At 64.4% G+C, this 24,122-nt stretch carries 4 protein-coding genes; all 4 read left to right on the forward strand.

Annotation, left to right across the window (positions count from 1 at the left end):
- Positions 1 to 79 precede the first annotated feature (79 nt).
- From AC1Z24_RS15185 to AC1Z24_RS15200, 4 genes are read left to right on the forward strand one after another with little or no spacing between them, the layout of a single operon-like run.
- Positions 80 to 9,682, forward strand: coding sequence for an amino acid adenylation domain-containing protein (locus AC1Z24_RS15185; protein WP_483746353.1), 9,603 nt, complete (start codon positions 80 to 82; stop codon positions 9,680 to 9,682).
- 2 nt (positions 9,683 to 9,684) lie between these two features.
- Positions 9,685 to 18,705 (forward strand): amino acid adenylation domain-containing protein, encoded by a 9,021-nt coding sequence (locus AC1Z24_RS15190; protein ID WP_483746354.1) that lies wholly within the window; start codon positions 9,685 to 9,687, stop codon positions 18,703 to 18,705.
- Positions 18,702 to 22,481, forward strand: coding sequence for a non-ribosomal peptide synthetase (locus AC1Z24_RS15195; RefSeq protein WP_483746355.1), 3,780 nt, complete (start codon positions 18,702 to 18,704; stop codon positions 22,479 to 22,481). Before AC1Z24_RS15190 ends, AC1Z24_RS15195 begins: the two co-directional genes overlap by 4 nt.
- Entirely contained in the window at positions 22,478 to 24,121 is a 1,644-nt protein-coding gene (locus AC1Z24_RS15200; protein ID WP_483746356.1) for a cyclic peptide export ABC transporter, read from the forward strand. Before AC1Z24_RS15195 ends, AC1Z24_RS15200 begins: the two co-directional genes overlap by 4 nt.
- Position 24,122: the final 1 nt, after the last annotated feature.

Raw genomic sequence — 24,122 nt, forward strand, 5'->3', positions numbered from 1 at the left:
CTAAAGCCGGGCCCACACATATGAATCAATTCAAATGGTGATCGGCCATTTGAGAAAAGGAATTTCGGAGACCCGCACCATGAATGACAAGGTCAAAGCGCTGTCGCGCAATATCGACGCCATCTACCCGCTGGCGCCCATGCAGCAAGGGTTGCTGTTCCATAGCCTGATGCATCCGGGTGCCGGCATGTACCTGCTGCAGTACCGCCACATCATGGTTCTGCCGGATCTCAACCTGGACGCCTTTCGCCAGGCCTGGGCCGATGTGGTCCAGCGTCATGAGCTGCTGCGCACTTCGTTTGTCTGGAAGCAGCAGAAGCGGCCGATGCAGGTGGTGCACAAGCAGGTCGAGCTGCCGATCACCTACGAAGACTGGACGGACATATCCGCCGACCAGCAGCAGGCGCGCCTGGAGCAATTGCTCGGCGAAGAGCGCCGCGATGGCCTGGACTTCACCAAGGCGCCGCTGATGCGCGTGCGCTTGTTCAAGATCGGTCCGGACACCTATCAGTTCGTGCGCAGCTACCACCATATCCTCATGGATGCCTGGTGCTTCTCGATCATCATGATGGATTTCCTCAATGGCTATCGCGCCGCCCAACAGGGTCAGCGCCTGAACCTGCCGGCACCGCGGCCGTACAAGGATTTCATCCGCTGGCTGGAACAGCAGAAACCGGAGGACCACGAGGACTTCTGGCGTCAGCGCCTGGCCGGTTTCGATACGCCCAACGAGTTCGGCTTCGGCCATGCCGGGCGTATCAGCGGTGCGCTGGAGCCGGTGTGTGATTGTGTCGAGTACCTGGACGTCGAGCAGACCGGCGAGCTGCAACGGGTTGCCGCTGCCCATGGCATTACCCTCAACACTCTGGTGCAGGGCGCCTGGGCCTTGCTGCTTGGGCGCTACAGCGGTGATCGAGAAGTGTTGTTCGGCGTCACCGTGGCGGGGCGCCCGGTGCATCTGTCCGGCATGGAAAACGTGGTCGGGCTGTTCATCAACAGCCTGCCGCTGCGCTGGCAATGGCAGCCGCAACAGGGCCTGGGCCAATGGTTGACGGCGCTGCAGAACGAAAACCTGGCCCTGCGCGAGCACGAAAGTGTCTCCCTGGCGCAGATCCAGCGCTGGAGCGATGTGCAGGGTCAGGACCTGTTCCAGAGTCTTTTCGTGTTCGAAAACGCGCCGATCACCGCGGACCTGCGCCAGGGCGCACTGGACTACCTGATCAGCGACATGACCAACCGTACCCATACAAACTACCCGCTGACCGTGGTGATAGTGCCCGGCGAGCGCCTGCACTTGCAGCTGACCTACCAGACCGACTGGTTCGAGGACGGCGAAATCCGCAGCATGCTCGGCCATCTGCGCACGTTGCTGGTGAATATGGGCACCGCCCTGGCCTCGGCGCCGGACACCACCCTGCAACAGATCGACATGCTCGCACCCCAGGCGGTTGCCCAGCAGTTCGAGGACTGGGCCGCAGGCGGTCTGGCACCGCGGCAGCAACCCCTGCACAGCCTGTATATCGAGCGTTTCGAGGCGCAGGTAGAGAAAACCCCTGAACAGGTCGCCGTGCTGTTCGACGGTCGCAGCCTGACCTTCGACGAGCTTAATCGCGCCGCCAACCGCATGGCGCGCTGCCTGCGCGGCCAGGGGATCGAACGCGATGATCTGGTAGCGCTGTTGGATGAGCGCGGCTTCGATCTGTTGATCATGATTCTCGCCACACTCAAGGCCGGTGCCGGCTGGTTGCCCCTGGATCCGCGCAACCCGGCGCAGCGCCTCAGCCAGGTACTGGGCCAGAGCCGCACGCCACTGCTGGTGCATGGTCAGGCCATGACTGACCTGGCCGCAGAGGCCCTGGCTGGCATGACGCTCAAGGTGAAATCCCTGGTCTATGATCCGCGCCAGCTGGGGGACTACAACGACAGCAACCTGAATATCGCCATCGACCCGCGCAATCTGGCGTACTGCATCTTCACCTCCGGTTCCACCGGCACGCCCAAGGGCGCCATGGTCGCCCAGGCGGGCATGCTCAATAACATCCTGGGCAAGCTGCCGGGAGCTGAACAGGCCAATGGCCTGGGCCTGAGCGCTGCAGATGTGATCGCCCAGACCGCGCCGCAATGCTTCGATATTTCCGTGTGGCAGACCCTGGCCGGGCTGATCATCGGCGCCCGTACCGTGATCCTGGCCGACTGTGTGGTGCAGGATCCGCAAGCCCTCAATGACGCCATCGCTTTGCAGGGCATCAGTATTCTCGAAGCCGTGCCATCGTTGATGCAGGGCCTGCTGGACACTTCGCTGGAGCGTTCTGCGCTGCGCTGGGTGCTGGCCACTGGCGAAGCCTTGCCGCCAGCATTGGCGCGGCGCTGGTTCGAACGCTATCCGGCTATCCCGCTGATGAATGCCTACGGCCCGGCGGAATGCTCCGATGACGTGGCGTTCCACGCCTTGACCGGGTTATTGCCCCTTGCGCGCAGCAGCGTGCCCATTGGCAAGGCCACCCTGAACAACCGTCTCTATCTCCTGGACGCCGAGCTTGAGCCACTGCCGGTGGGTGCGGTAGGGGAGATCTATGTCGCCGGTGTCGGCGTGGGTCGCGGCTATATGGCTGACCCGGCGCGCACGGCGGCGGTGTTCCTGCCCAACCTGATCGCCAATGATGGCAGCCGCCTGTACCGCACTGGCGACCTGGCGCGCTTTCTGGCCAATGGTGAACTGGAGTACGTCGGCCGCACCGACCACCAGGTCAAGGTGCGCGGCCACCGTATCGAGCTGGACGAGATCGAAGCCTGCCTGACCCGTTGCAACGGTGTGCGCGAAGCCGTGGTCCTGGCCCGGGACGATGCGCAACGGGCCAAGGTACTGGTGGCTTATGTGGTGGCCGACGCCGGGGTCGGCATCGACAGCCTGCGCGAGTTCGTCCTGGCCCATCTGCCGCCTTATATGCTGCCCGGCGCCTTCGTACTGCTGGAGCGCATGCCGCTCAATGCCAACGGCAAGGTCGACCGCAAGAACCTGCCTGCACCGGATTTTGCCGAGCAAAGCCAGGCCCGGTATGTCGCGCCGATCAGCGAGCTGCAGCAGCAGTTGGCCCAGGCCTGGCAGCAATTGCTCGGTCTTGAGCGGGTCGGTATCGAAGACAACTTCTTCGAACTGGGTGGTCATTCGCTGCTGGCGACCCAGTTGCTCGGCCTGATCGGCAAGCTCACCGGCAAAGACCTGCCTCTGCGCAAGGTCTTCGAACTGCCGACTATCGCTGCCATGGCGCTGTGGCTGGAAAGCCCCGCGTCACAGACCGCCAGCAACGGCCCGCAGCTATTGCCGCGTCCGGCACAATTACCGCTGTCCTTCGCCCAGCAACGCATGTGGTTCCTGCAACAGCTGGATCCGCACAGCCCGGCGTACAACCTGTCTGGCGCAGTGCGCCTGAGCGGTAATCTGCAGGTCGCCGGACTGCAGGGTGCCCTGCAGGACCTGCTGGCCCGTCATGAAGTGCTGCGCACGGCGTTTGTCAGCGCCAGCGGCAGCCCGATGCCGGTGATTGCCCGTGACGCCAGCCTGAGCCTGTCGCTGCTGCAATTGGACAGCGAAGCCGCGTTGCACGAGTGCCTGCGCCGGGATGCCATGACCCCGTTCCAGCTGGACAGCGGACCCTTGCTGCGGGTCTCGCTGTATCGCCTGGCACCGCAAGAACACGTGCTGTCCCTGAGCTGTCATCACATCATTGCCGATGGCTGGTCCCTGCAACTGATCATCGATCAGTTGTGCCAGGGTTATCGCCTGCGGGTACAGGGGCATGCCCCTGCGACCCAGGCACCTGCAAACCCGGCAGTCACTGCCCTGCAATACGTCGACTACGCGGTCTGGCAGCAGCAGTGGCTGGGCGGCGGCGAGTGCCAGAAAGAACTGGCGTTCTGGCGTGAGCAACTGTCCGGTGAATTGCCAGTGCTGGAACTGGCGGCGGACTTTACCCGCCCGGGCCAGGCAAGCCAGGCTGGCGGCCGTATCGAGCGACGTCTGTCCGACAGCCTTACCACGCGCCTGCGCAGTTTCAGTGCCGGTCGCGGCTGGAGCAGCTTCGTGCCTTTGCTGGCGACATTCCAATACCTGTTGCGCAGCCGCAGCGGCAGCGATGACATCCTGGTCGGAGTGCCGGTCGCCAACCGGCACCACGCGGTGCTGCAGCCCCTGGTGGGTTGCTTCGTCAATACCCTGGTTTATCGCCAACGTATCAGTGGCTCACGCAGCCCGTTACAGTTGATGAATGACTTGAATAGTAAATCGCAACTCATTCAATCTCATCAGGATCTGCCTTTCGATTACCTGATCGATCAACTCGGTGTCAGCCGCCAGACTAGCTACAACCCAGTCTTCCAGGCGATGTTCAACTATTTCCCCGGCAATGCCCTGGAGCGCTTCGACCTTACCGATCTGATCGCAGAACCCCTGGCCAATCAGCCCGATAGCGCCCTCTGTGACCTGCACCTGGACGTACGTGACAGCGAACATGGCATCAGCCTGAGCCTGCAATACAGCAGCGATCTGTTCCGCGCCGCTACAGTGGAGGCGATGGTCGAACAGTACCTGGCCATGCTCGATGCAGTGCTTACGACACCGGAACAGGCCTTGGGCGAGTTGCCCTGGCAACCGCTGGAGCGCGTCGGCTCACGGCTGAGCGGCGCGGTTATCAAGGGTGGCGAAGACCTGCTGGATGCCTTCGAACGTCAGGTACGCCAGCAGCCCGAGGCCGTGGCCTTGAGCTTCGACCAGCAGCGGCTGAGTTATGGACAGTTGAGCAGGGCGGTCAATCATCTGGCCGCGCACCTGCATGCGCGGGGTATTGCTGCCGATGATCGCGTGGCCCTGTGCCTGCCACGCAATGCCTATCTGCCTTTGGCCATGCTGGCTATTCTCAAGTGCGGCGCGGCCTATGTGCCTCTGGCCGAAGATACTCCGGCCGAGCGTGGCCGCTATGTATTCGGGCATGCCCGACCGCGCCTGTGCCTGAGCGCCACGACCCTGCCGATCGAATGGAGCGACGGCGTCGAGTTGCTCGATATCACACAGTTGTTGCCAGACCTGACGGCAGTGGTTGCCGATGATTTCGCCGCGCCAGCGGTATTGCCGGGGCAACTGGCCTATATCCTCTACACCTCCGGCTCCACCGGCCAGCCCAAGGGTGTGGCGGTGAACCGCGATAATCTGAATAACCTGCTGCACGTGGTCGAGGCGGTATTGCCCCTGACCGCCCAGGATAGGGTTTTGGCCCTGACCACCGCGACCTTCGACATTGCCGTTGTCGAACTGCTGCTGCCCCTGGCTCATGGCGCGCGCATCGTCCTGGCCGACCGTGAGCAGGCCCGGGATCCGCAAGCCATCGACGCCCTGATCGAGGCCGAACAACCCACAGTGATGCAGGCGACACCGGCCACCTGGCGCATGCTGGTGGCCCATACCCGTCGCTCCTGGCGCGGCATGCGGGTGATCTCCGGCGGTGAAGCCTTGCCCGTGGCCCTGGCTGTCGGCATGGAAGTCCGGGGAGCGACAGTGATCAATGGCTACGGGCCTACCGAGGCCACGGTCTACAGCACCTTCGAACCCCGCGATCCGGCGACCGGCAGCGCTGTGGAAGTGCCCATCGGCAGCCCGGTGGTCAACAGCCGCGCCTATGTTCTCGACGCCGACCTGCAACCGGTGGCCCCTGGCGTACCGGGTGAGCTGTATCTGGCCGGCCCCCTTATCGCCCGTGGTTATTTCGCCGCGCCAGCCCTCAGTGCTGCCAGCTTCCTGCCCGACCCATTTGTCGCCGGCGCACGCATGTATCGCACCGGTGACCGCGTGCGGCGCAATGCCCAGGGCAGCCTGGACTATCTCGGGCGTCTGGATTTCCAGGTCAAGCTGCGCGGTTTCCGTATCGAACTGGGCGAGATCGAAGCCCGCCTGGCTGGCGTACCCGGTATCCGCGAGGCCGCAGTCCTGCTGCTGGGCGAGGGCGAGAGTGCGCAACTGGTCGCTTATTACTCCGGCGAAGCGTTCAGCGCCGAGGACCTGCGTCAGCACCTGGCGCCGCATCTGCCGGAATACATGCTGCCTGCGCAGTACTTGCATCTGGAAACGCTGCCGCTGAGCAGCAGCGGCAAGGTAGAGCGCAAGGCATTGCCGAAACCACTTCGCCAAGCCGTCGCACACAGCGTGCCATTGAGCACTGCCCAGGCGTGGCTGGCCGGGTTGTGGCAAGAGCTGTTGGGCTGTGACGCCATCGGCCCGGACGATAACTTCTTTGCCCTCGGTGGCCATTCCTTGCTGGCGGCGCGCCTGGTGGCAAGGATTGCCGAGCGCTACCAGCGGCGCCTGCCGTTGCGTGCGGTATTCGAGTTGCCGACCCTGCAAGCCCTGGCTGAACGCCTGGAGCATAGCGATACCGAACTGGAGCCGATCCTGCACGCCTTCTGCGGCAGCTCGGCGCCGCTGCATTTCACTCAGCAGCGTCTGTGGTTCCTCGACCGCTTGCAGGGCCAGACCCAGGCCTATCATCTGTCCCTGGCCCTGCATCTGCACGGGCAACTGCAGCCGCAGTTGCTGCAACAGGCGTTGCAGCAACTGGCACAGCGTCAACACAGCCTGCGCAGCGTCTTCAGTGAAACCGCCGAAGGGCCGCAGCAGCAGGTCGTGGAGGGCAGTGACCCGCAACTGCAGCTCGATGTCCTGGGCGATACCGCCAGCCCGGCCTTTGCCCAGACCCTGCGTGACGAGGCCAATGCGCCCTTCGAACTGGTCGGCGGCAGCCTGTGGCGGGTGCGTCTGTATCAGGGCCCGGTGAGCTCGGTGCTGCAAGTGACCCTGCACCACATCATCGGTGATGCCCGCTCCCTGGAAATCCTCTTTGAGGAGCTGCAACGCCTCTATCAGGCCCTGGCCCAGTCTGGCGACGCGGGATTGCCTGCGCTGCCCCTGCAATTCCGTGATGTGGCGGCCAGTTGGCAAAGCCCGGCGGGGCAGGAGCGGGTCGAGGCGCAACTGGCTTACTGGCGCAGCCAGCTGGCCGGTGAGCCACCGGTCCTGGACCTGCCCACCGACATGCCTCGGCCGACGCAACAGGGCTACGTCGGCCAACGTCTGCGCTTCAGCCTGCCCATTGAGCTGGTGGAGCGCCTGCGCAGTGTGGCCCAGAGCCAGGGCCTGACCGCATTCGCGCCGCTGCTGGCCGCGTGGAAAGTCCTGCTGGCCCGGCATTCCGGCCAGCGCGATCTGTGGGTCGGCCTGCCGGTCGCGCAACGCCATCAGGCCCATACCGACCAGATCATCGGCTACTTTGCCAGTACCCAGGTGCTGCGCAGCCAGATTGATCCGCTGCAATCGGTAGAGGGCTTCTGGCAGCAACTCCAGGCCACTCACCTGGCCGCCCAGCAGCACGGTGATGTGCCGTTCGAGCGGCTGGTCGAAGCTCTGCAGGTGCGCCGTGACCTGAGCCATACGCCGCTGTTCCAGGCGCTGTTCAACCTGATTCAGCGTGATACCGGGGCGAGCAACAGCGCGGAGTTTGCCGGTCTGGCGATGCAGCGTCTGGATATCGACAGCAACACCGCCCTGGTGGATATCGGCCTGCATATCGAGCAGCACGGCAGTGACTGGCAGTGCGTAATCGAATACAACACCGACCTGTTCCTGCCCCGTACCGCCCAGCGTTATGCCGATGAATACCGCAATCTGCTCGAAGGCATGTTGCAGGCGCCCACGGCGCGACTCTGGGACATCGACCTGGCCAATGCCGACCATGCTTTGGCGGAACGCCCCTGGCATCACCCGGTCGAGGTTGCTGGCAGCGAGCAGGACCTGATTGCCCGGTTCGAGCGGCAGGTCCAATTGACTCCGGACGCCGTCGCGGTGGACAGCCAGCAACAGGCCCTGAGCTATGCCCGGCTCAACGCCCGCAGCAACCGCCTGGCCCATCTGCTCCGGGCACGGGGCGTGCAGCCGGACGATCTGGTCGCGGTGTGCCTGAACCGCAATGAATGGCTGTTGCCGACCTTGCTGGCCGTGCTCAAGGCCGGTGCCGCCTACTTGCCGCTGGATCCGCAGCATCCGCCTGAGCGCCTGCGTCTGATCCTTGATCACGCACAGCCCGGCCTGCTGATTACCGAAACTACTGTGGGAGCCAGCGGTGAAGCGATCCGACTTACCCGCGAAGAGTCTGGTACATACGACAGCTCCCTTAAGCTAGATAGATCGCTTTCGCGGGCGAGCCTCGCTCCCACAGGCGTGGTGTGTGTTGATGAATTGTTGCTGGACGATTACAGCGACAGCAATCCGACGCTGACCATCCACCCCGAGCAACGCGCCTATGTGATCTACACCTCCGGCTCCACCGGCACCCCCAAAGGCGTGCAGGTTACCCGGGGTAATCTGGCCAATCTGTTGCTGGGCCTTGGCCGCCAGTTGCCGCTGGGTGCCGCCGATACCTGGCTGGCCAGCACCACCTACGCCTTCGATATGTGCAAGCCGGAGCTGTTCCTGCCTCTGGTCAATGGCGCCTCGCTGCTGCTCGCCCGGCGTGAGCAGGTGGTAGACGGCCATCAGTTGTTCGAACTGTTGCGTCGGGCCACGGTCTTCCAGGCCACTCCAGCGGGCTGGCAGTTACTGCTGGAGACCGGTCAGGCGCAATGGCCGCCATTGCTTGGTCTGATCGGCGGCGAAGCGGTACCGGCGGAACTGGTCAATGCCCTGGTTCGCGAAGGGGTACAGCTGATCAACGCCTATGGCCCGACCGAGACCACCGTATGGTCCACCACCGAGAAGCTGCACGCCATGGCGGGCGGCATTGCCGATATCGGTTCGCCGCTGCTCAATACCCAGTGCTATGTGCTCGACGATTGCCTGCGGCCTGTACCCCTGGGCAGTACCGGTGAGCTGTATATCGGCGGCGCCGGGGTGACCCGTGGCTATCAGCAGGCCCCTGCACTGACGGCAGCCGCCTACCTGCCGGATCCTTATGCCAGCGAGCCGGGCGGGCGCATGTACCGCACCGGTGACGTGGTCAAGCGCCATACTGATGGCCGCCTGGCCTATATCGGCCGCGCCGACTTCCAGATCAAGGTGCGGGGTTTCCGTATCGAGCCAGGGGAAGTCGAATCCCTGCTGCGCCGCTACCCTGGCGTGGAAGACGCGGTGGTCATGGTCGATGCCCGGCAGCAACAGCTCAGCGCCTGGTTGCAGGTCGGCAATGCCCAGGTCGATAGCGCTGCACTGCGCAGTCATCTGGAAAGCCGCCTGCCGGGCTACATGGTGCCCACGGTCTTTATCAGCGTGGCGCGCTTCACCCTCAATGCCAATGGCAAGGTAGATCGTCAAGCCCTGCCACAGCCCGCCGCAGCCGCACAGCATAACCGCGTGGCACCGCGTACCACCCTGGAAACCGAACTGGCGGGAATCTGGCAGGAGCTGCTGGCGCTGCCAGAGGTCGGTGTGCTCGACAGTTTCTTCGAACTGGGTGGCCATTCGCTGTTGGCCATGCGCCTGATGACCCGCATCGAAAGCCGTTATGGCGTGAAAATCGAACTGCGCAGCCTGTTCCATAACCCGACCATCGCCGGGCTCGTCGAACAGATCGAGCGCCCGCAAGGCCCGTCCGCCGATCAGGCACTGGACGCCATGCAACGCCTGCTATCAGAAATGGAAGATTGAACATGGACGCAAGCAACCAACAGGCCTTCCTCGACATCGCCCAGCGCCTGGCAAGCCTGCCTGCGGACAAGAAGGCGCTGTTCCGTCAGCGCCTGGCCGAGAAGGGTATCGATAGCTGGCGTTTGCCGATTGTTGCCAGCCCCATCCGGGCGTCAGGCGCGGCGCTGTCCGCAGCCCAGCAGCGCTTCCTCAGTGCCGAGGCCGGCAGTGGCCGGGCGCTGTATAACCTGGGGTCGCTGCTGCGTTTCGAAGGGCGTCTGGACCTGGTGCGCCTGCAATCGGCCTTGCAGCAACTGGTCGATCGCCATGACGTGCTGCGCACTCATTATCCCGTCGATGAGCAGGGCCAGGTGCATGCCCTGTGCACGCCCTGGACGCTGCCGTTGCCCAGGGTCCAGGCCCTGCCGGTGCCCTTGGCGCAGCAACAGCAATGGTGCGCTGAGGAATATGCCCGGCAGCTCGAGACCGCGTTCGATCTGGCCGAAGAGAAACCGTTGCGCCTGAGCGTGTTCAGCGACCCTGAGCAGCAATGGACCTGGGTATTTTTTACCATCCATCACGTCGCCTATGACGCCTGGTCGGCCCAGCAACTGACCCGGGAACTCGCCGAAAGCTATCGCGCCCTGGCCATCGGCGCAGTTGCTGAACAGCCGCCTTTGAGCATCCAGTACCGTGATTATGCTGCCTGGGAGCGCGAGTGGCTGGACAGCGAACAGTGCCAGCAACAGATTGCACATTGGCAGGCAGTGCTGGCCGATGCCCCCGGTCCGCTGAATTTGCCTCTGGATCGGCCCCGGCCCAACGCCGCACAGCGCAGCCACAGCGGTGCAGTGCTGGCCCGTGAACTGCCGGTGGACGCTTCGGCCCTGATCGACGAAGCGATCCGCCGCCAAGGCGTGACCCTGTATCTCTATGGCCTGACAGCCTTCAGCTGGTTGCTGTCGCGCTACAGCGGCGAAACCGACCTGTGCCTGGGCACTTCCGTGGCCCAGCGCGACCGCCCGGAACTGGCGGCGCTGATCGGCCCGCTGCTCAACACCCTGGTGATTCGCCAGCGCCTGCATGACAACCCGGACTTCGCCACCGCCTTGCTGCGCAGCCGAGATACCGTGGCCGCGGCCGTCGATAACCAGACCCTGCCATTTGAGCGCATCCTGCAAAGCCTGGAGCGGCCGCGCAGCGAGCCGCTGTTCCAGGCCATGTTTGTCCAGGTGGACCTGGCTGACAGCCGACGCCTGGAATTGCCCGGTGTGGCCGTGGACGTGCTCGACCCGCCACAGCGCCACGCCCGTTTCGATCTGACCCTGCGCATGCTGCGTACGCCAAACCGCCAGTTGCGCTGCGAGCTGGAATACAGCGATGAGCTGTTCGACGCGGCTACCGCAGAGCAACTGTTGGACGACTTGGCTGGCCTGCTGCAGCGCGTCGCGGCAGATCCGCAACAGCGCCTGCAAAGCATCGCTCTGGATTCACCGCGCAGCGAATGGAGCGGCCCGTCACTGGATCAGCCGCTGCTGTGCCTGGACCAGCGCGTGCTCGATGCTGCACGCAGCGACCCGCAAGCACTGGCCTTGCACAACGCCGAGACGGCTATCAGCCGTGGTCAGTTGGCCCATGCCGTGCAGGTCCTGGCGACTCGGCTGAACGGGCAGGGTGTCGAGCGCGGCCAGGTAGTGGGCTTGTGCATGAGCCGCAGCGCCGAGCAGATCTGCGCCATGCTGGCTTGCTGGCAACTGGGCGCGGTCTGCCTGTTCCTCGACCCCGCCCAGCCCGCCGAGCGTCTGGCTCAGTTGCTCGAGGACAGCGGCGGCCGTCTGCTGGTGGCCGGGTTCGCCACCTTGCCCGACTGCCAACTACCGCGACTGACCCCGGATTTCGATGAACTGCTGGCCCAGGCCAACCTGACGCCGCTGCCGGGCAACAGCCGCCTCGGGGATACCGCCTACCTGATCTATACGTCCGGCTCCAGCGGCCAGCCCAAGGGCGTACGCATCAGCCACGCCAACCTGGCCCATTACGCTGCCGCTGTCAGCCAGCGCCTGCAAGCCCCGGCGGGCAGTCGCTGGGCGACCCTGGCCACCGTTGCCGCGGACCTTGGTCTGACCTGCGTATTCGCGGCGTTGCACAGTGGCGATCCGCTGATTCTGCCCGATGCTGCGCTGGCTTTCGATCCACCGGCCTGGGCGGACTTCCTCCAGCAACAGCCGGTAGATTGCCTGAAAATCGCTCCGTCGCATTTGCGCGGGCTCTTGGCCTTGGCCGATGCCGCTCGGGTGCTGCCGCGTCAATTGCTGATCATGGGCGGCGAAGGCTTGGACAGCGCCTTGCTCGACCGAGTACGCGAACTGGCGCCACAGCTGCGCATCTTCAACCATTACGGGCCCTCGGAAACCACCGTGGGTGTTATCTGTGGGCAGATCAACAAGGCTGCTGACGTTGCCGGCGCACAGGCTGGTGGTTATCTGCCGCTTGGCCAACCCCTGGCCGACTGCCGCCTGCGCATCGTCGACAGTGCTGGCAACAGCGTCCCCCGTGGCGTGGTCGGAGAATTGCTGATCGGCGGGCCGCAAGTGGCCCTGGGTTATCTGAATCAGCCCCATGCAGACGCCTTCATGGTTGACGGGCAGGGGCAGCGTTTCTATCGCAGTGGCGACCGCGTACGCCTGGATCGGCATGAGCGTCTGACTTTCCTCGGGCGGGGCGATGATCAGGTGAAAATTCGCGGCTTCCGCGTCGAGCCGGGCGAAGTCACGGCCTGGCTCGCCGCACAACCCGGGGTCGAACAGGCCGCAGTGATCGCCCTTGAGCTGGGCGGGCGCATGCAGTTGCTGGCCTATTTCAGCCCGCGCCTGGCCGATGTTCATCTCGATCAACTCAAGGCTGTGGCCCGGCAACACCTGCCGGACGCCCTGCAACCCAGCCACTGGCTGCCGCTGGACAGCCTGCCGCTGACCGCCAATGGCAAACTCGACCGCCGAGCCTTGCCGCTGCCGTCCAGCGTTGCACAGGCGGATCCACGTCGCCAGGCACCGCAGGGGCCCACCGAGCAGTGCCTGGCCCGGCTCTGGCAGCAGTTGCTGGAGTGCCCTGAGGTCAGTCGTGACGATGATTTCTTTGCCCTGGGTGGTGACTCGATTCTCAGCCTGCAGCTGATTGGCCTGGCCACGCGCCAGGGCCTCAAGCTCAAGCCGCGCATGGTCCTGGAACATTCGACCCTGGCCACCATGGCCTTGCAGGCCGACTGCGCCGCTCAACCGGCGCTGGCCGCAGTGCTGGGCGCATTCCGCGAACTGCTGGAACAGCCGCAGCTGGATGCCGACAGCGATTTCTTTGCTGCCGGGGGCGATTCGATCCTCAGCCTGCAACTGATTGCCCGTCTGCGCCAGGACGGCCTGCGCCTGTTGCCCAAACAGTTGCTGGAACAGCCCACGGCCCGTGGCCTGAGCGGGCTGATCAAGGTCCTCGACAAGCCCAGGGCAGCCTCTGCGTCGCTGCCAGCGGGCGATACGCGCCAACGCCTGTCCCATGCCCAGCAGCGCCTGTGGTTCATGCAGCAGCTCGACCCGGCCTCGACCGCCTATAACGTTACCCAGTTGCTGAGTCTGCGCGGCGAACTGGAAGTGGCAGTGCTCAAGCGTGCCAGCGAGCTGTTGCTGGAGCGCCATGAAGCCTTGCGTTGCCGCTTTCATGAAGACGCAGGGCAAGTCTGGCAACGGCTGGACGATACCCCTGCAAGCATTTTCCACCGTCATGATCTGCGCGGCCTGCCAGCCGAAAAAGTGCAGGCCCAGCTCAGCCAGTGTGCCGCCCGTGTGTTTGACCTGGCCCGGGGGCCGCTGCTGACGCTGGACCTGTTCCAGCTGGGCGAGCAGGACTGGCGCCTGCTGTTCAACGTGCACCATATCGCCGTGGATGGCTGGTCCATGAGCCTGCTGGTGCAGGACCTGACTGCGCTCTATCAGGCCTTGCAGCGCGGCGGCTCGGCCGCTGCTGTGGCGCCTGCGTGCAATGGCCTGCTGGCCGTCATCGAGAGCCAGCGTCGGGCGCTGGAAGGCGAACGCAGCCAGCAATTGCTCGATTACTGGCAACAACGTCTGGCGGGCCTGAATCACGACGCCCTGGAACTGCCCATTGACTGGCTGCGCCCAGCGCAGCAGATGCACAGCGGCGCGCGCCGGGAATATCTGCTGCCCGTCGCCTTGAGCGCTGCGGTCGAGGCTCGTGCCCGGCAGTGGGGCGTGACGCCCTTCGTGCTGTATTTTGCCGCTCAGCAGATTCTGCTTTGGCGCCATAGCGGCCGTCGCGATTTCGCTATTGGCCTGCCGGTGGCCGGCCGCGAAGAGGCTGACAGCCAGGCGTTGGTGGGGCTGTTCGTCAATACCCTGGCCCATCGGGTCACCCTCGACGGGCTGCGTAGCCTGGACAGTTTCATCGCTGCCTTGAACCAGCAACTGGCCGAGGACATGGCCCATCAGCATTTGCCCTTTGAACAGCTGCTGGAGGTCTTGAGCGTACCGCGCAGCCTTGACCGTACGCCGTTGTTCCAGACCCTGTTCAACTACCAAGTGGACGCTGGCAATACCCGGCGTATCGAGTTGCCGGGGGTGGCGGTCGAAGCCCTGGCCTTGCCCGAGGCGTCCATCAGCGCCAAGTTCGACCTGAGCTTCAACCTGTTTACCCAGGGCCGTGGCGAGCAGGCCAACACCCGGCTGATCGTCGAATACGCCAACGCGCTGTTCCGTGCCGAGACCAGCGAGCGCCTGGTGCAGGACTATCTGGCCCTGCTGGCCGCCCTGGCCGAAGCGCCGGGGGCAACGCTACTGGATCAATTGCGCCTGCCTTCGGTGGCGCAATTGAACAGCGCCGGCCCGCTGCGGGAAATCACGGCAGCGGCGGATTTCGTCAGCCGTTTCGAGCAGCAGGCGCTCCGCAGCGGCGCGCAGCCTGCGCTGATCTGCGGTTCACGCAGCCTGAGTTATGCCGAGCTGGATAGCCGCGCCAACCAACTGGCCCACTGGCTACTGGCCCGGGGCGTACCGCCGCAGGCCACGGTCGCCTTCTGTCTGCCCCGGGACGAGCGCCTGCTGATCTGCCTGCTGGGCATCCAGAAAGCCGGCGCCCAGTACCTGCCCCTTGACCCTGGCCAGCCCGAGGCGCGTCAGCGCAGCATCGTGCAACAGGCCAGTCCTTGGCTGTACCTGTGCGATCAGTTGCCGGAGAACCCGGCAGGGTTGCGCTGCGAGCGCTGGCAGGACCTGGACCTTGCCAGCCAGCCCGGCCAAGCGCCTGAGATTTTCAGCCACCCGCAGCAACTGGCCTATACCCTGTACACATCCGGTTCCACCGGTCAGCCCAAGGGCGTGCAGATCAGCCGCCACAGTTTTGCCAATTTCCTCCTGGCCATGGAACAGGCCCTGCCGCTGGAAAACATCCAGCGTTACCTGGCGTTGACCACCATTACTTTCGATATCGCCGGTCTGGAGCTGTGCCTGCCCCTGGTCCGTGGCGGCACGGTGGTCATGGCTGATGAGCAGCAGCGTCTGGACCCTCTGGCCCTGGGTGAGCTGATCCGCAGCCACGCGGTGGATCTGATCCAGGCCACTCCGGCCACCTGGAGCCTGCTGCTGGACGGCGATCGCGATGCTCTCGGGGGGCGTCTGGCCCTGGCCGGCGGTGAGGCGCTATCCCGGGATATGGCCGAGCAACTGCGCGGCCTGGCCCGGCAGTTGATCAATGTCTACGGTCCCACCGAAACCACGGTCTGGTCGACCCAGACCGCAGTCAGCCACGGTGAACAGGCGGTCATCCCCCTGGGTCGGCCGTTGCTTAATACCCGCTGCCATGTGCTCGACGAACACCTGAATGAAGTACCACCCGGCGTGACCGGTGAGCTGTATATCGCAGGGAGCGGTCTGGCCCGAGGGTATGCCGGGCAACCGGGGCTGACCGCCGAGCGTTTCATTGCCGACCCGTTCGGCCAAGATGGCGGGCGTCTGTATCGCACCGGTGATCTGGTGCGCTGGCAGGCTGATGGTCAGTTGTATTACCTGGGCCGTAGCGACAATCAGATCAAGTTGCGCGGTTTCCGCATCGAACTGGGCGAGATCGAAGCCGCCATGCTGGCGCATCCAGCCGTGCAACAGGCGGTGGTGGCGGTGCAGGGCGAGCAACTGGCGGCGTTCTGGGTCGGCGCGACTCTGGGCGCAGACGAATTGCGCGAGCATCTGCAACAGCGCCTGCCGGTGTATATGCTGCCCGGGCGGTACGCGGCCCTGGAACAGCTGCCGTTGAACACCAATGGCAAGGTCGACCGCAATCAGCTGCCAACGCTGCAAAGCCTGATCGGCGAAGCCGTAGACACCCGCGCCTGGAGCGCCGCCGAACAGCAACTGGGGCAGATCTGGGCCCAGGTGCTCAAGCGCGAGCAGATTCCTCGGGACGGCGAATTCTTCCAGTTGGGCGGTCAGTCCCTGTTGGCGGCCCAGGTCCGCTCGCGTTTGCGCGAGCAGGGCGTGGATATGCCCCTGCGCTGGCTGTTCGAGACGCCGCTGCTGCATGAGCTGGCGGCGCGCATCAGTGCTCTTGGCACTGGGTCCGGCGTCAGCATTGCCCTGGTCGACCGGGAACAGGATCAGCCCCTGTCGTCGGCGCAGCAGCGCGTCTGGCTGATGCAGCAGGTCAATCCCCAGGACAGCAGCTTCAATATGAGCACGGCGGTGCGTCTGCATGGCGCGCTCAATCAGCTCGCCCTGGAAGGGGCGTTGCGCATGCTGGTCCAGCGCCACGCCATCCTGCGCACCACTTATCACGAAGTGGCCGGGGAATGTCGCCAGCGCATTCAGCAGACCTTGCCGGTGCCCCTGACCTTGTTGAGTCTCAACGAAACCGACTGTGCGGCTCGCCTCACTGAAAACGCCCGGCAGTTGTTCGATCTGCGCCGTGACGCGCCGATTCGCGCCTGGCTGATCCAGGTCGGCCCGCAAGAGCAGGTGCTGCAACTGGTCCTGCACCATATCGCCTCGGACGGCTGGTCCGGCGCGATCCTGTTGGATGAACTGATTCAGGCGTATGAAGCCCATGAGCGGGGGCAACCGCCGCAGCTCAAGGCATTGCCGATCCAGTATGTCGATTACGCCGCCTGGCAGGTCTCGCCGGAACGACGCCAGCAGCAACGCGCTGGCGTGGCCTTCTGGCAGCACACCCTGGCCGGAATTCCCGCACAGGTGCCGCTGCCGTTCGACTTCCCCCGGCCTGAACGCGATGACAGCAGCGGCGCGGCGGTGGACTTGCGCCTCGATGGCGCGACGGTGCAACGATTGCAGGCGTTGCAGGAGCAGACCGGCGTGTCGCTGTTCATGCTGCTGCTCACCGTCTACAGCCTGGTCCTGCATCAGCAGACCCAGGGACGCGACCTGGTGATCGGCACTGACGTGGCCAACCGCGAGCATTCGGCCACTGAGGGCTTGATCGGCTTCTTCGTCAATCTGCTGGCCCTGCGCGTACGACCACAACCGGAGACGAGCTTCCGTGAGCAGCTGTTGCGGGTCCGTGAACTGTGCCTGCAAGCCTTCGCCCATCAGGGCACGCCGTTCGAGCAAGTGGTCGAGGCGCTGAATCTGCCTCGCCAGGGCAATGTGCATCCGCTGCTGCAGACCCTGTTCGTGTTTGACAACACCCCGCGTCGGCAACAACGCCTGGGCAACCTGCGGGTCAGCCCGGTGGACAGCAGCCAGCAGCATTCCAAGTTCGACATGGCGTTGTTCGCCAGCCCTGAGGCTGATCCGGCCGACGGCGGCCTGAACCTGCGCTGGGTCTACCGCACCAGCCTGTTCCGTGCCGCGACGGTGGAACGCCTGCGCGATGCCTTTACCGGGTTGTTGGCCCAGGTCCTCGACCAGCCCGATACGCCCACTGAAACCCTTTACGCCAATGGAGCGGCAGCCATGACCACGCAAACCCCTGCATCACGCAAGATGAGCAAACTCGGCAAGCTGCGCAGCGGCACGGCCAGCGTGGCGCAACCTATCGAAAGCCGCCCGTTGCGCGAAGGCTCGGCCTTCCCGTTGCTGGTGCAGGTGCGTGAGCGCGAACTGGCGCCGTCAGTCTGGGCCGAGGCCAATCGCGGCCAGGTCGAAGCGTGGCTGCGCGCCCACGGCGGTATCCTGTTCCGAGGCTTCGATCTACCGACCCCGGCCGCCTTTGAAAGCTTCTGCCAGGCCCTGTGCCCGGAGCTGTACGGCCAGTACGGCGACCTGCCGAAGAAAGAAGGTGGCGAGAAGATCTACAAGTCGACGCCGTACCCCAAGGACCGCATGATCCTGTTCCACAACGAAAGCGCCCACCAGCATCGCTGGCCACGTCGGCAGTGGTTCTATTGCGAAGTTCCCGCGCCGGTCGGCGGCGCAACGCCTATCGTCGACAGCCGCGAGGTGTATAAGGCCTTGCCGGCCTGGTTGCAGGCCAGGCTGCGCGCGCGGCAATTGATGTATGTGCGTAATTTCACCAAGGATATCGACGTCAGCTGGCAGCATTTCTTCCGCACCGACGATCCCCGGGAAGTGGAGCGCGTGTGCCGGGAAAGCCATATCGAGTTTGAATGGCGCGGCCCCCATGAGCTGCATACCCGGCAGGTCTGCCCGGCGGTGATCCTGCATCCGCTGACCGGTGAAGCCAGTTTCTTCAATCAGGTACAGCTGTATCACCCGGCGTTTCTCGATGCCGATATCCGCGAGCAGTTCCTGCAAGGCGGTGAAGGCGCCTTGCCGCGCCAGGTGTACTACGGCGACGGCTCGCCCCTGGAAGACCAAGCCATCGAGGCGATCAACAGCGCCTACGACCGTTGCGCGGTACGTTTCGACTGGCAGCAGGGCGACGTGGTGATGCTCGACAATATGCTTGCCGCTCATGCCCGCGACCCCTTTGATGGCGAGCGCAAGATAGTGGTGGCCATGGGCGATATCTATGCCCGTCATCAGGTGGTGGCCGCGCCTGCCTTCGAAGATAGCCAGGAGCAACCGGTATGATGGACTCTGTTCTGCACCTGGGCCTGGCGCTGACTCCGCAACAGAAGCACCTGGCCGAATTGCGCCCCCCGGGCTGGCAGTGGAGCTGGCTGAAGCTGCCGGGTGTTACGACCCAGACCCTGCACAGCCGTCTGCTGGGACAACTGCGCGAACATCAAGCCCTGCGTCTGCGTTATGTACGTCCGGCCGGCGCTACCGGTCTGCGCCAGACAGTCATCGAAGCGGCGCAGCTGGATCTGGACTGGCAAGTCTTCGACTCGACCTCGGGCGATGCCCAGGCCTGTCAGCGCCAGGCGCTGGCGTATCTGGCCGAACGCGGCCAGCGTCCTGATGCCCTGGCCTGGCAGTTTGGCGAGTATCTGCTGCTGGCCTTGCCCCTGTGTTCCCTGGACCTGCGCAGCCTCGGCCAGTTGCAGGCGCAATTGCTCAACCCCGGCCAGGCGTCGCAAGACACTATGCAGTACGCCCAGTACAGCGAGTGGGTCAATGACCTGCAACAGGACGAAGACGCCGCCCAGGGTGTGCAGTTCTGGCGCAATCTGAACCTGCAACAGCTCGATGGCCTGCGCCTGCTGGAACGCTACGGCCAGGCGAGCGGTGCCCGCGAAGCCGTGAGCATGGCCTTGCCCGCCGTTATCACGCAGGCCATGCAGCATCTGGCCCAACAGCAGGGCCTGAGTGTCGAGCATCTGGCCCTGGCAGCCTGGGCGGCATTGCTGGCGCGGCTCAAGGGCCAGCAACAGGGGCAATTGTGCGTGGTGCATGATCCCCGGGATGACTACGAAGAATTGCAGGGCGCCTGCGGATTGTTCGAGCAACCGCTGCCAGTGCTGATGCAACTGTCAGCGCAAAGCAGCTGGTTGAGCCTGGCCCGGCAGTTCGCCCGGCAGTTGCAAAGTGCCGTGGACGCCCAGGAGTACGTGGCCCAGGCACAACTGCTGGCGGACTGGCGCGCCAGCCTGCAGGCCGGCCTGCGCCTGCTGCAGTTGTCCGACGCAGTACAACCATTGTCCTTCGACAGCCCGGTGGAGTTGCTGCTGCAATGGACCCTGGATGAGCAAGGGCAGGGCAGCCTTAGCCTGATCCACGACACCGGGCTCTACCGTCGCCCGCAAATGTTCATGCTGCTGCAACGCTATCTGGGTTGGCTGGATAATCTGCTGGCCAGCCCCGAGGGGTCGCTGGAACTGATCAATGCCTTGCTTGAGGATGATCCGGTCAGCCTGCAAGGCATTGCGCCGGTGGTCGAAGACCTCGATCTGATCAGCGTCTTGCGCGGTCATGCCCAGCGCGATCCGGGCCGCGCCGCGTTGCGCGACGGCGGCTGGACGCTGAGCTATGCCGAGCTGGATCGCCTCAGCGACATCGTTGCCGGACACCTGCATCGCAGCGGCGCCGGGGCGGAGAAAATCGTCGGCCTGTACCTGCCCCGTGGCGCGCAGATGCTGATTGCCATGCTGGCCTGTTTCAAGGCGGGAGCGGCCTATCTGCCCCTGGACCCGCAGCAGCCAGTGCTGCGCCTGCGCGATATTGTGCAGGATGCCCAGCCTTGTCTGTTGCTGCATCTGGACGACCTGGCGCCGCCGTTCGAGCTGCCTGGCTTGTCCTGGTCGACCGCCAGCCAGGGCGAAGCCTGGGCCCGGGACGTGCAACCCCAGGCCGATCAGTTGGCTTATGTGCTCTACACCTCGGGCACCAGTGGCAAGCCCAAGGGCGTGCAGATCGAGCACGGGCAGTTGCGCCATTACGCCTGTCAGGTGACTGAAGCGCTGCAACTGCCCCTGGCCGGGCACTATGGCCTGGTCTCGTCGCTGCTGGCTGACTTGGGCAATACCGTGCTGTATCCGGCCTGGCTGCAAGGTGGCTGCGTGCACCTGCTGGCCCAGGACTGTGTGACCGATCCCAAGGCATTTGCCGAAGAGTTGCAGCGCCATCCACTGGATGTGCTGAAAATCGTCCCCTCGCACCTTGAGGCGCTGATGGGCGAGCGGGCGCCGCATGCGGTATTGCCCAGCCAGGTATTGGTGCTGGGTGGCGAGGCTATCAGTGAACGCCTGGTCGACAAGCTGGCGCAGGCCCCGGGTAACTTGCGGATCTACAACCACTATGGGCCGACGGAAACCACAGTCGGTGTGCTCTGGCGCCGTTTCGACGCCAGTCAGGGCAGTCTTGGCGCTGCCCTGGACCGGGTGATCGGTAATAACCGTATCTATCTGCTTGATGCCGCCGGTTTGCCGGTGCCCTGCGGCCAGGCCGGTGAGCTGTATATCGCTGGCATCAGCGTGGGGCGTGGCTATATCGGCGGCGCCGCCGCCGGGGCTTTCGACGCTGATCCGTTCAGCAGCAGCCGGCGCTATCGCAGCGGTGACCTGGCCTTGCGTCAGGCTGACGGCGCCTTGCGCCTGCTGGGTCGCAACGATCATCAGGTGAAAATCCGCGGCTTTCGTCTGGAACTGGACGAAGTCGAACTGGCCCTGGGCGCCTTGCCGGGGGTGCAGCAGGCGGCGGTGCTCTGCGATGGCAGCGGCGAACATGCCCGGCTGCTGGGTTTTGTTGTCGAAGCTGACGGCCAGCGCTACAGCGCCGAACAGCGTCAGCAGGCGCTGGCCAGGACGCTGCCGGACTATATGCGTCCGAGTGTGCTGCTGAGCCTCAAGTCCCTGCCCCTGAATGCCAACGGCAAGCTCGATCGCCAGGCGCTGCTGGAACGTGCTCGCCAGCAGCTGCACAGCGCCCGGGTGGCGCCCAGCGGTGCTCTGGAGCAGGCGGTGGTGGATATCTGGCAGCACGTGCTGGATGTAGACGAACTGGGCGTCACCGACAATTTCTTTGCCCTGGGCGGGCACTCCCTGGCGGCGATCAAGGTGGTTTCGCTGATTCGCGAGCGTCTGGGGCTGACGCCGCCGACTCATCTGCTGTTTGAATATCAAACAGTGCGCGAGCTGGTGAGCCAGCTTGATGCCGGTGTTGACGGGTATTGGAAACGCCTGAGTCCGACGTCGAGCAGCGCTCCGGTTCTGTTGTTGGTACATGGCGCTCAGGGGCATCTGTCAGCCTACCGGCCACTGATCGATGGCCTGGCCGAGGATGTAGAAATCCTTGGCCTGGCGGCCCTGGAACAGGACTGGCAGGCCGACGGCGAGCTGGATGCGCTGCTTGCGCGTTACGTCGAGGCGCTGCCGGTGGAACTCAAGTCCCGTCCGCTGCACATTCTCGGCTGGAGCCTGGCTTCGCGCCTGGCCACGTTGCTGGTGCCGCGTTTGCAGGCTCTGGGCTTCACCATCGAAGCCTTGCTGGTCGTGGATCACGACCCGCTGCGTAGCCTGGCGGGTGAGGGCGATGAAAGCGGGCAGTTGTTGGCCGACCTGGCCTTTTTCTGTCGCACTCGGCAGCGGCCGCTGGATGAGGCGCTGCTGGACCGGCTGAGCGAAGCGCTACGCGGTTGCAGCTACGGCGCAGGTGTCGAGCGATTGTTGGCTGATCAAGCGCTGCGCCAGCAACTGGACTGGCAGGAACAGGACGCGCCCTTGAAAGCTCATCTGGCGCAGTACCGGCGGATCAAGCGGGCGCTGTACCAGCAGACCCTGCCGCAGATCGATGTGCCTGTGCAGCTGTGGCGCGGCAACGCCCATGGTGACCTGCGCGAGGCCTGGCAGGCCCTGACGTCGGCTGACGTGTACAGCTACAGCCTGGATCTCGGTCATCATGAGTTGCTGGCCGATCCTCACGTCCTGCAGACCCTGCAGGCAATCCTTGTCGAGGCCACCGAGCTGTGAACCTGTTAAAAGAACTTCTGCATAGCGCCCGCTGGCGCATCCTCGTGGCAATCTTCAGCAGCGCCCTGAGCGCGGCGGCCAGTGTCGGACTGATCGGTTATATCAACCGCAGCCTGGGACAGGGCCTGGGCAACTTCGGCAGCGCCATCGCGCTGTTCGGCGCTCTGCTGCTGCTGTTGTTTGCCAGCGGCATCGTCGCCCAGTGGCTATTGGTCGAGATCGGCCATCGTTTGGTCTATCAACTGCGCCTGCGTCTGGTGGCCCGCTTGCTGGGGACATCGCTGGAGCGCATCGAGCGCATTGGCAGCGCGCGTATCCACAACGCCCTGAGCAAGGACGTGACCACCGTGGCCACGGCCTTCAAGCAACTGCCGATCTCCCTGTACAACGGCTTGCTGCTGCTGACCGGGCTGGCCTATATGGCCTGGCTCAGCGTGCCGTTCTTCGCCCTGACGTTGCTGGTCATCGCTCTGGGTGTCGGCCTGGACATGCTGCTGGCGCGCAAGATCAAGCACCTGATGCAGGCTGTGCGCAGTCAGGACGATCAACTGGCCGAGCAGTTCGAAGCCACCGTGCGTGGGCGCTGCGAGCTTGGCCTGAGTCGCGAGCGGCGCAGCCTGTTGTATCACCAGCACCTGGAACCCGTTGCCCGGCAATCCCTGCACGCGTCGGTCAAGGCCGACACCCTGTGGGCAGTGAATCTGAACTGGACCACCTTGCTGGTGTTCCTGTTGATCGGCACGTTGTTCTTCCTCGGCCAGGGGTTGGGACTGCTCAGCCAACAGGTGGTGGTGGGTTATGTGTTGGCGATCATGTTCCTGCGTACGCCCATTGCGATGATCCTCGATGCCATTCCGGCGGTGATTCGCGGGCACATCGCCCTGCAGGCTATCGACGCCCTGGCCCTGGACGAAACCCGCCGTTTCGATCAGCCGGGGCAGAAGAGCGAGCCGTTCCGCGAGCTGCGCCTGCAGGATGTGCATTACCGCTATCCGGGCCAGGTCGACGAATTCGCCTTCCGGCTGGGGCCCATCGACCTGACCATTCGTCGTGGCGAGCTGGTGTTTGTGGTCGGCGGCAACGGTAGCGGCAAATCGACCATGGCCAAGTTGATCACCGGTCTGTATTCGCCGAGTTCCGGCCAGGTCTGGCTCAACGGCAAGGCGGTCGGGCCTGACGAGGGCGAATGGCACCGCGAGCATTTCGCGGCGATCTTCGCAGACTTCCATCTGTTTGCCGATGTGCTGGGCGAGCAGGGCAGTCACCAGACCCTGGATGCCCGGGTCGCGCATTACCTCAAGCGCCTGGGCCTGGAAAGCAAGGTCCGTCTGGAGGATGGACGGCTGTCCACTACGTCTCTGTCCCAGGGCCAGCGTAAGCGCCTCGCTTTATTGTTGATGATGATGGAAGGCCGCGAGGTGCTGCTGCTGGACGAATGGGCCGCCGATCAGGATCCAGTGTTCCGCCATGTGTTCTATCACGAGCTATTGCCGGAGCTGAAAGCCGCAGGCAAGACCGTTATCGCGATTACTCACGACGACCGTTATTTTCACCTGGCCGACCATATCTACCGGCTCGACTACGGCCATCTGGTCAATTACGACGTGGCGAGCGAAAGCCCGTTCCGGTTGGCGGACTGAA

It is taken from the genome of Pseudomonas sp. JL23, assembly GCF_056933585.1.

Excerpts from the sequence above, each read along its gene's own strand:
- AC1Z24_RS15185 (WP_483746353.1), top strand. The coding sequence starts at position 80 with ATGAATGACAAGGTCAAAGCGCTGTCGCGCAATATCGACGCCATCTAC.
- AC1Z24_RS15190 (WP_483746354.1), top strand. The coding sequence starts at position 9,685 with ATGGACGCAAGCAACCAACAGGCCTTCCTCGACATCGCCCAGCGCCTG.
- AC1Z24_RS15195 (WP_483746355.1), top strand. The coding sequence starts at position 18,702 with ATGATGGACTCTGTTCTGCACCTGGGCCTGGCGCTGACTCCGCAACAG.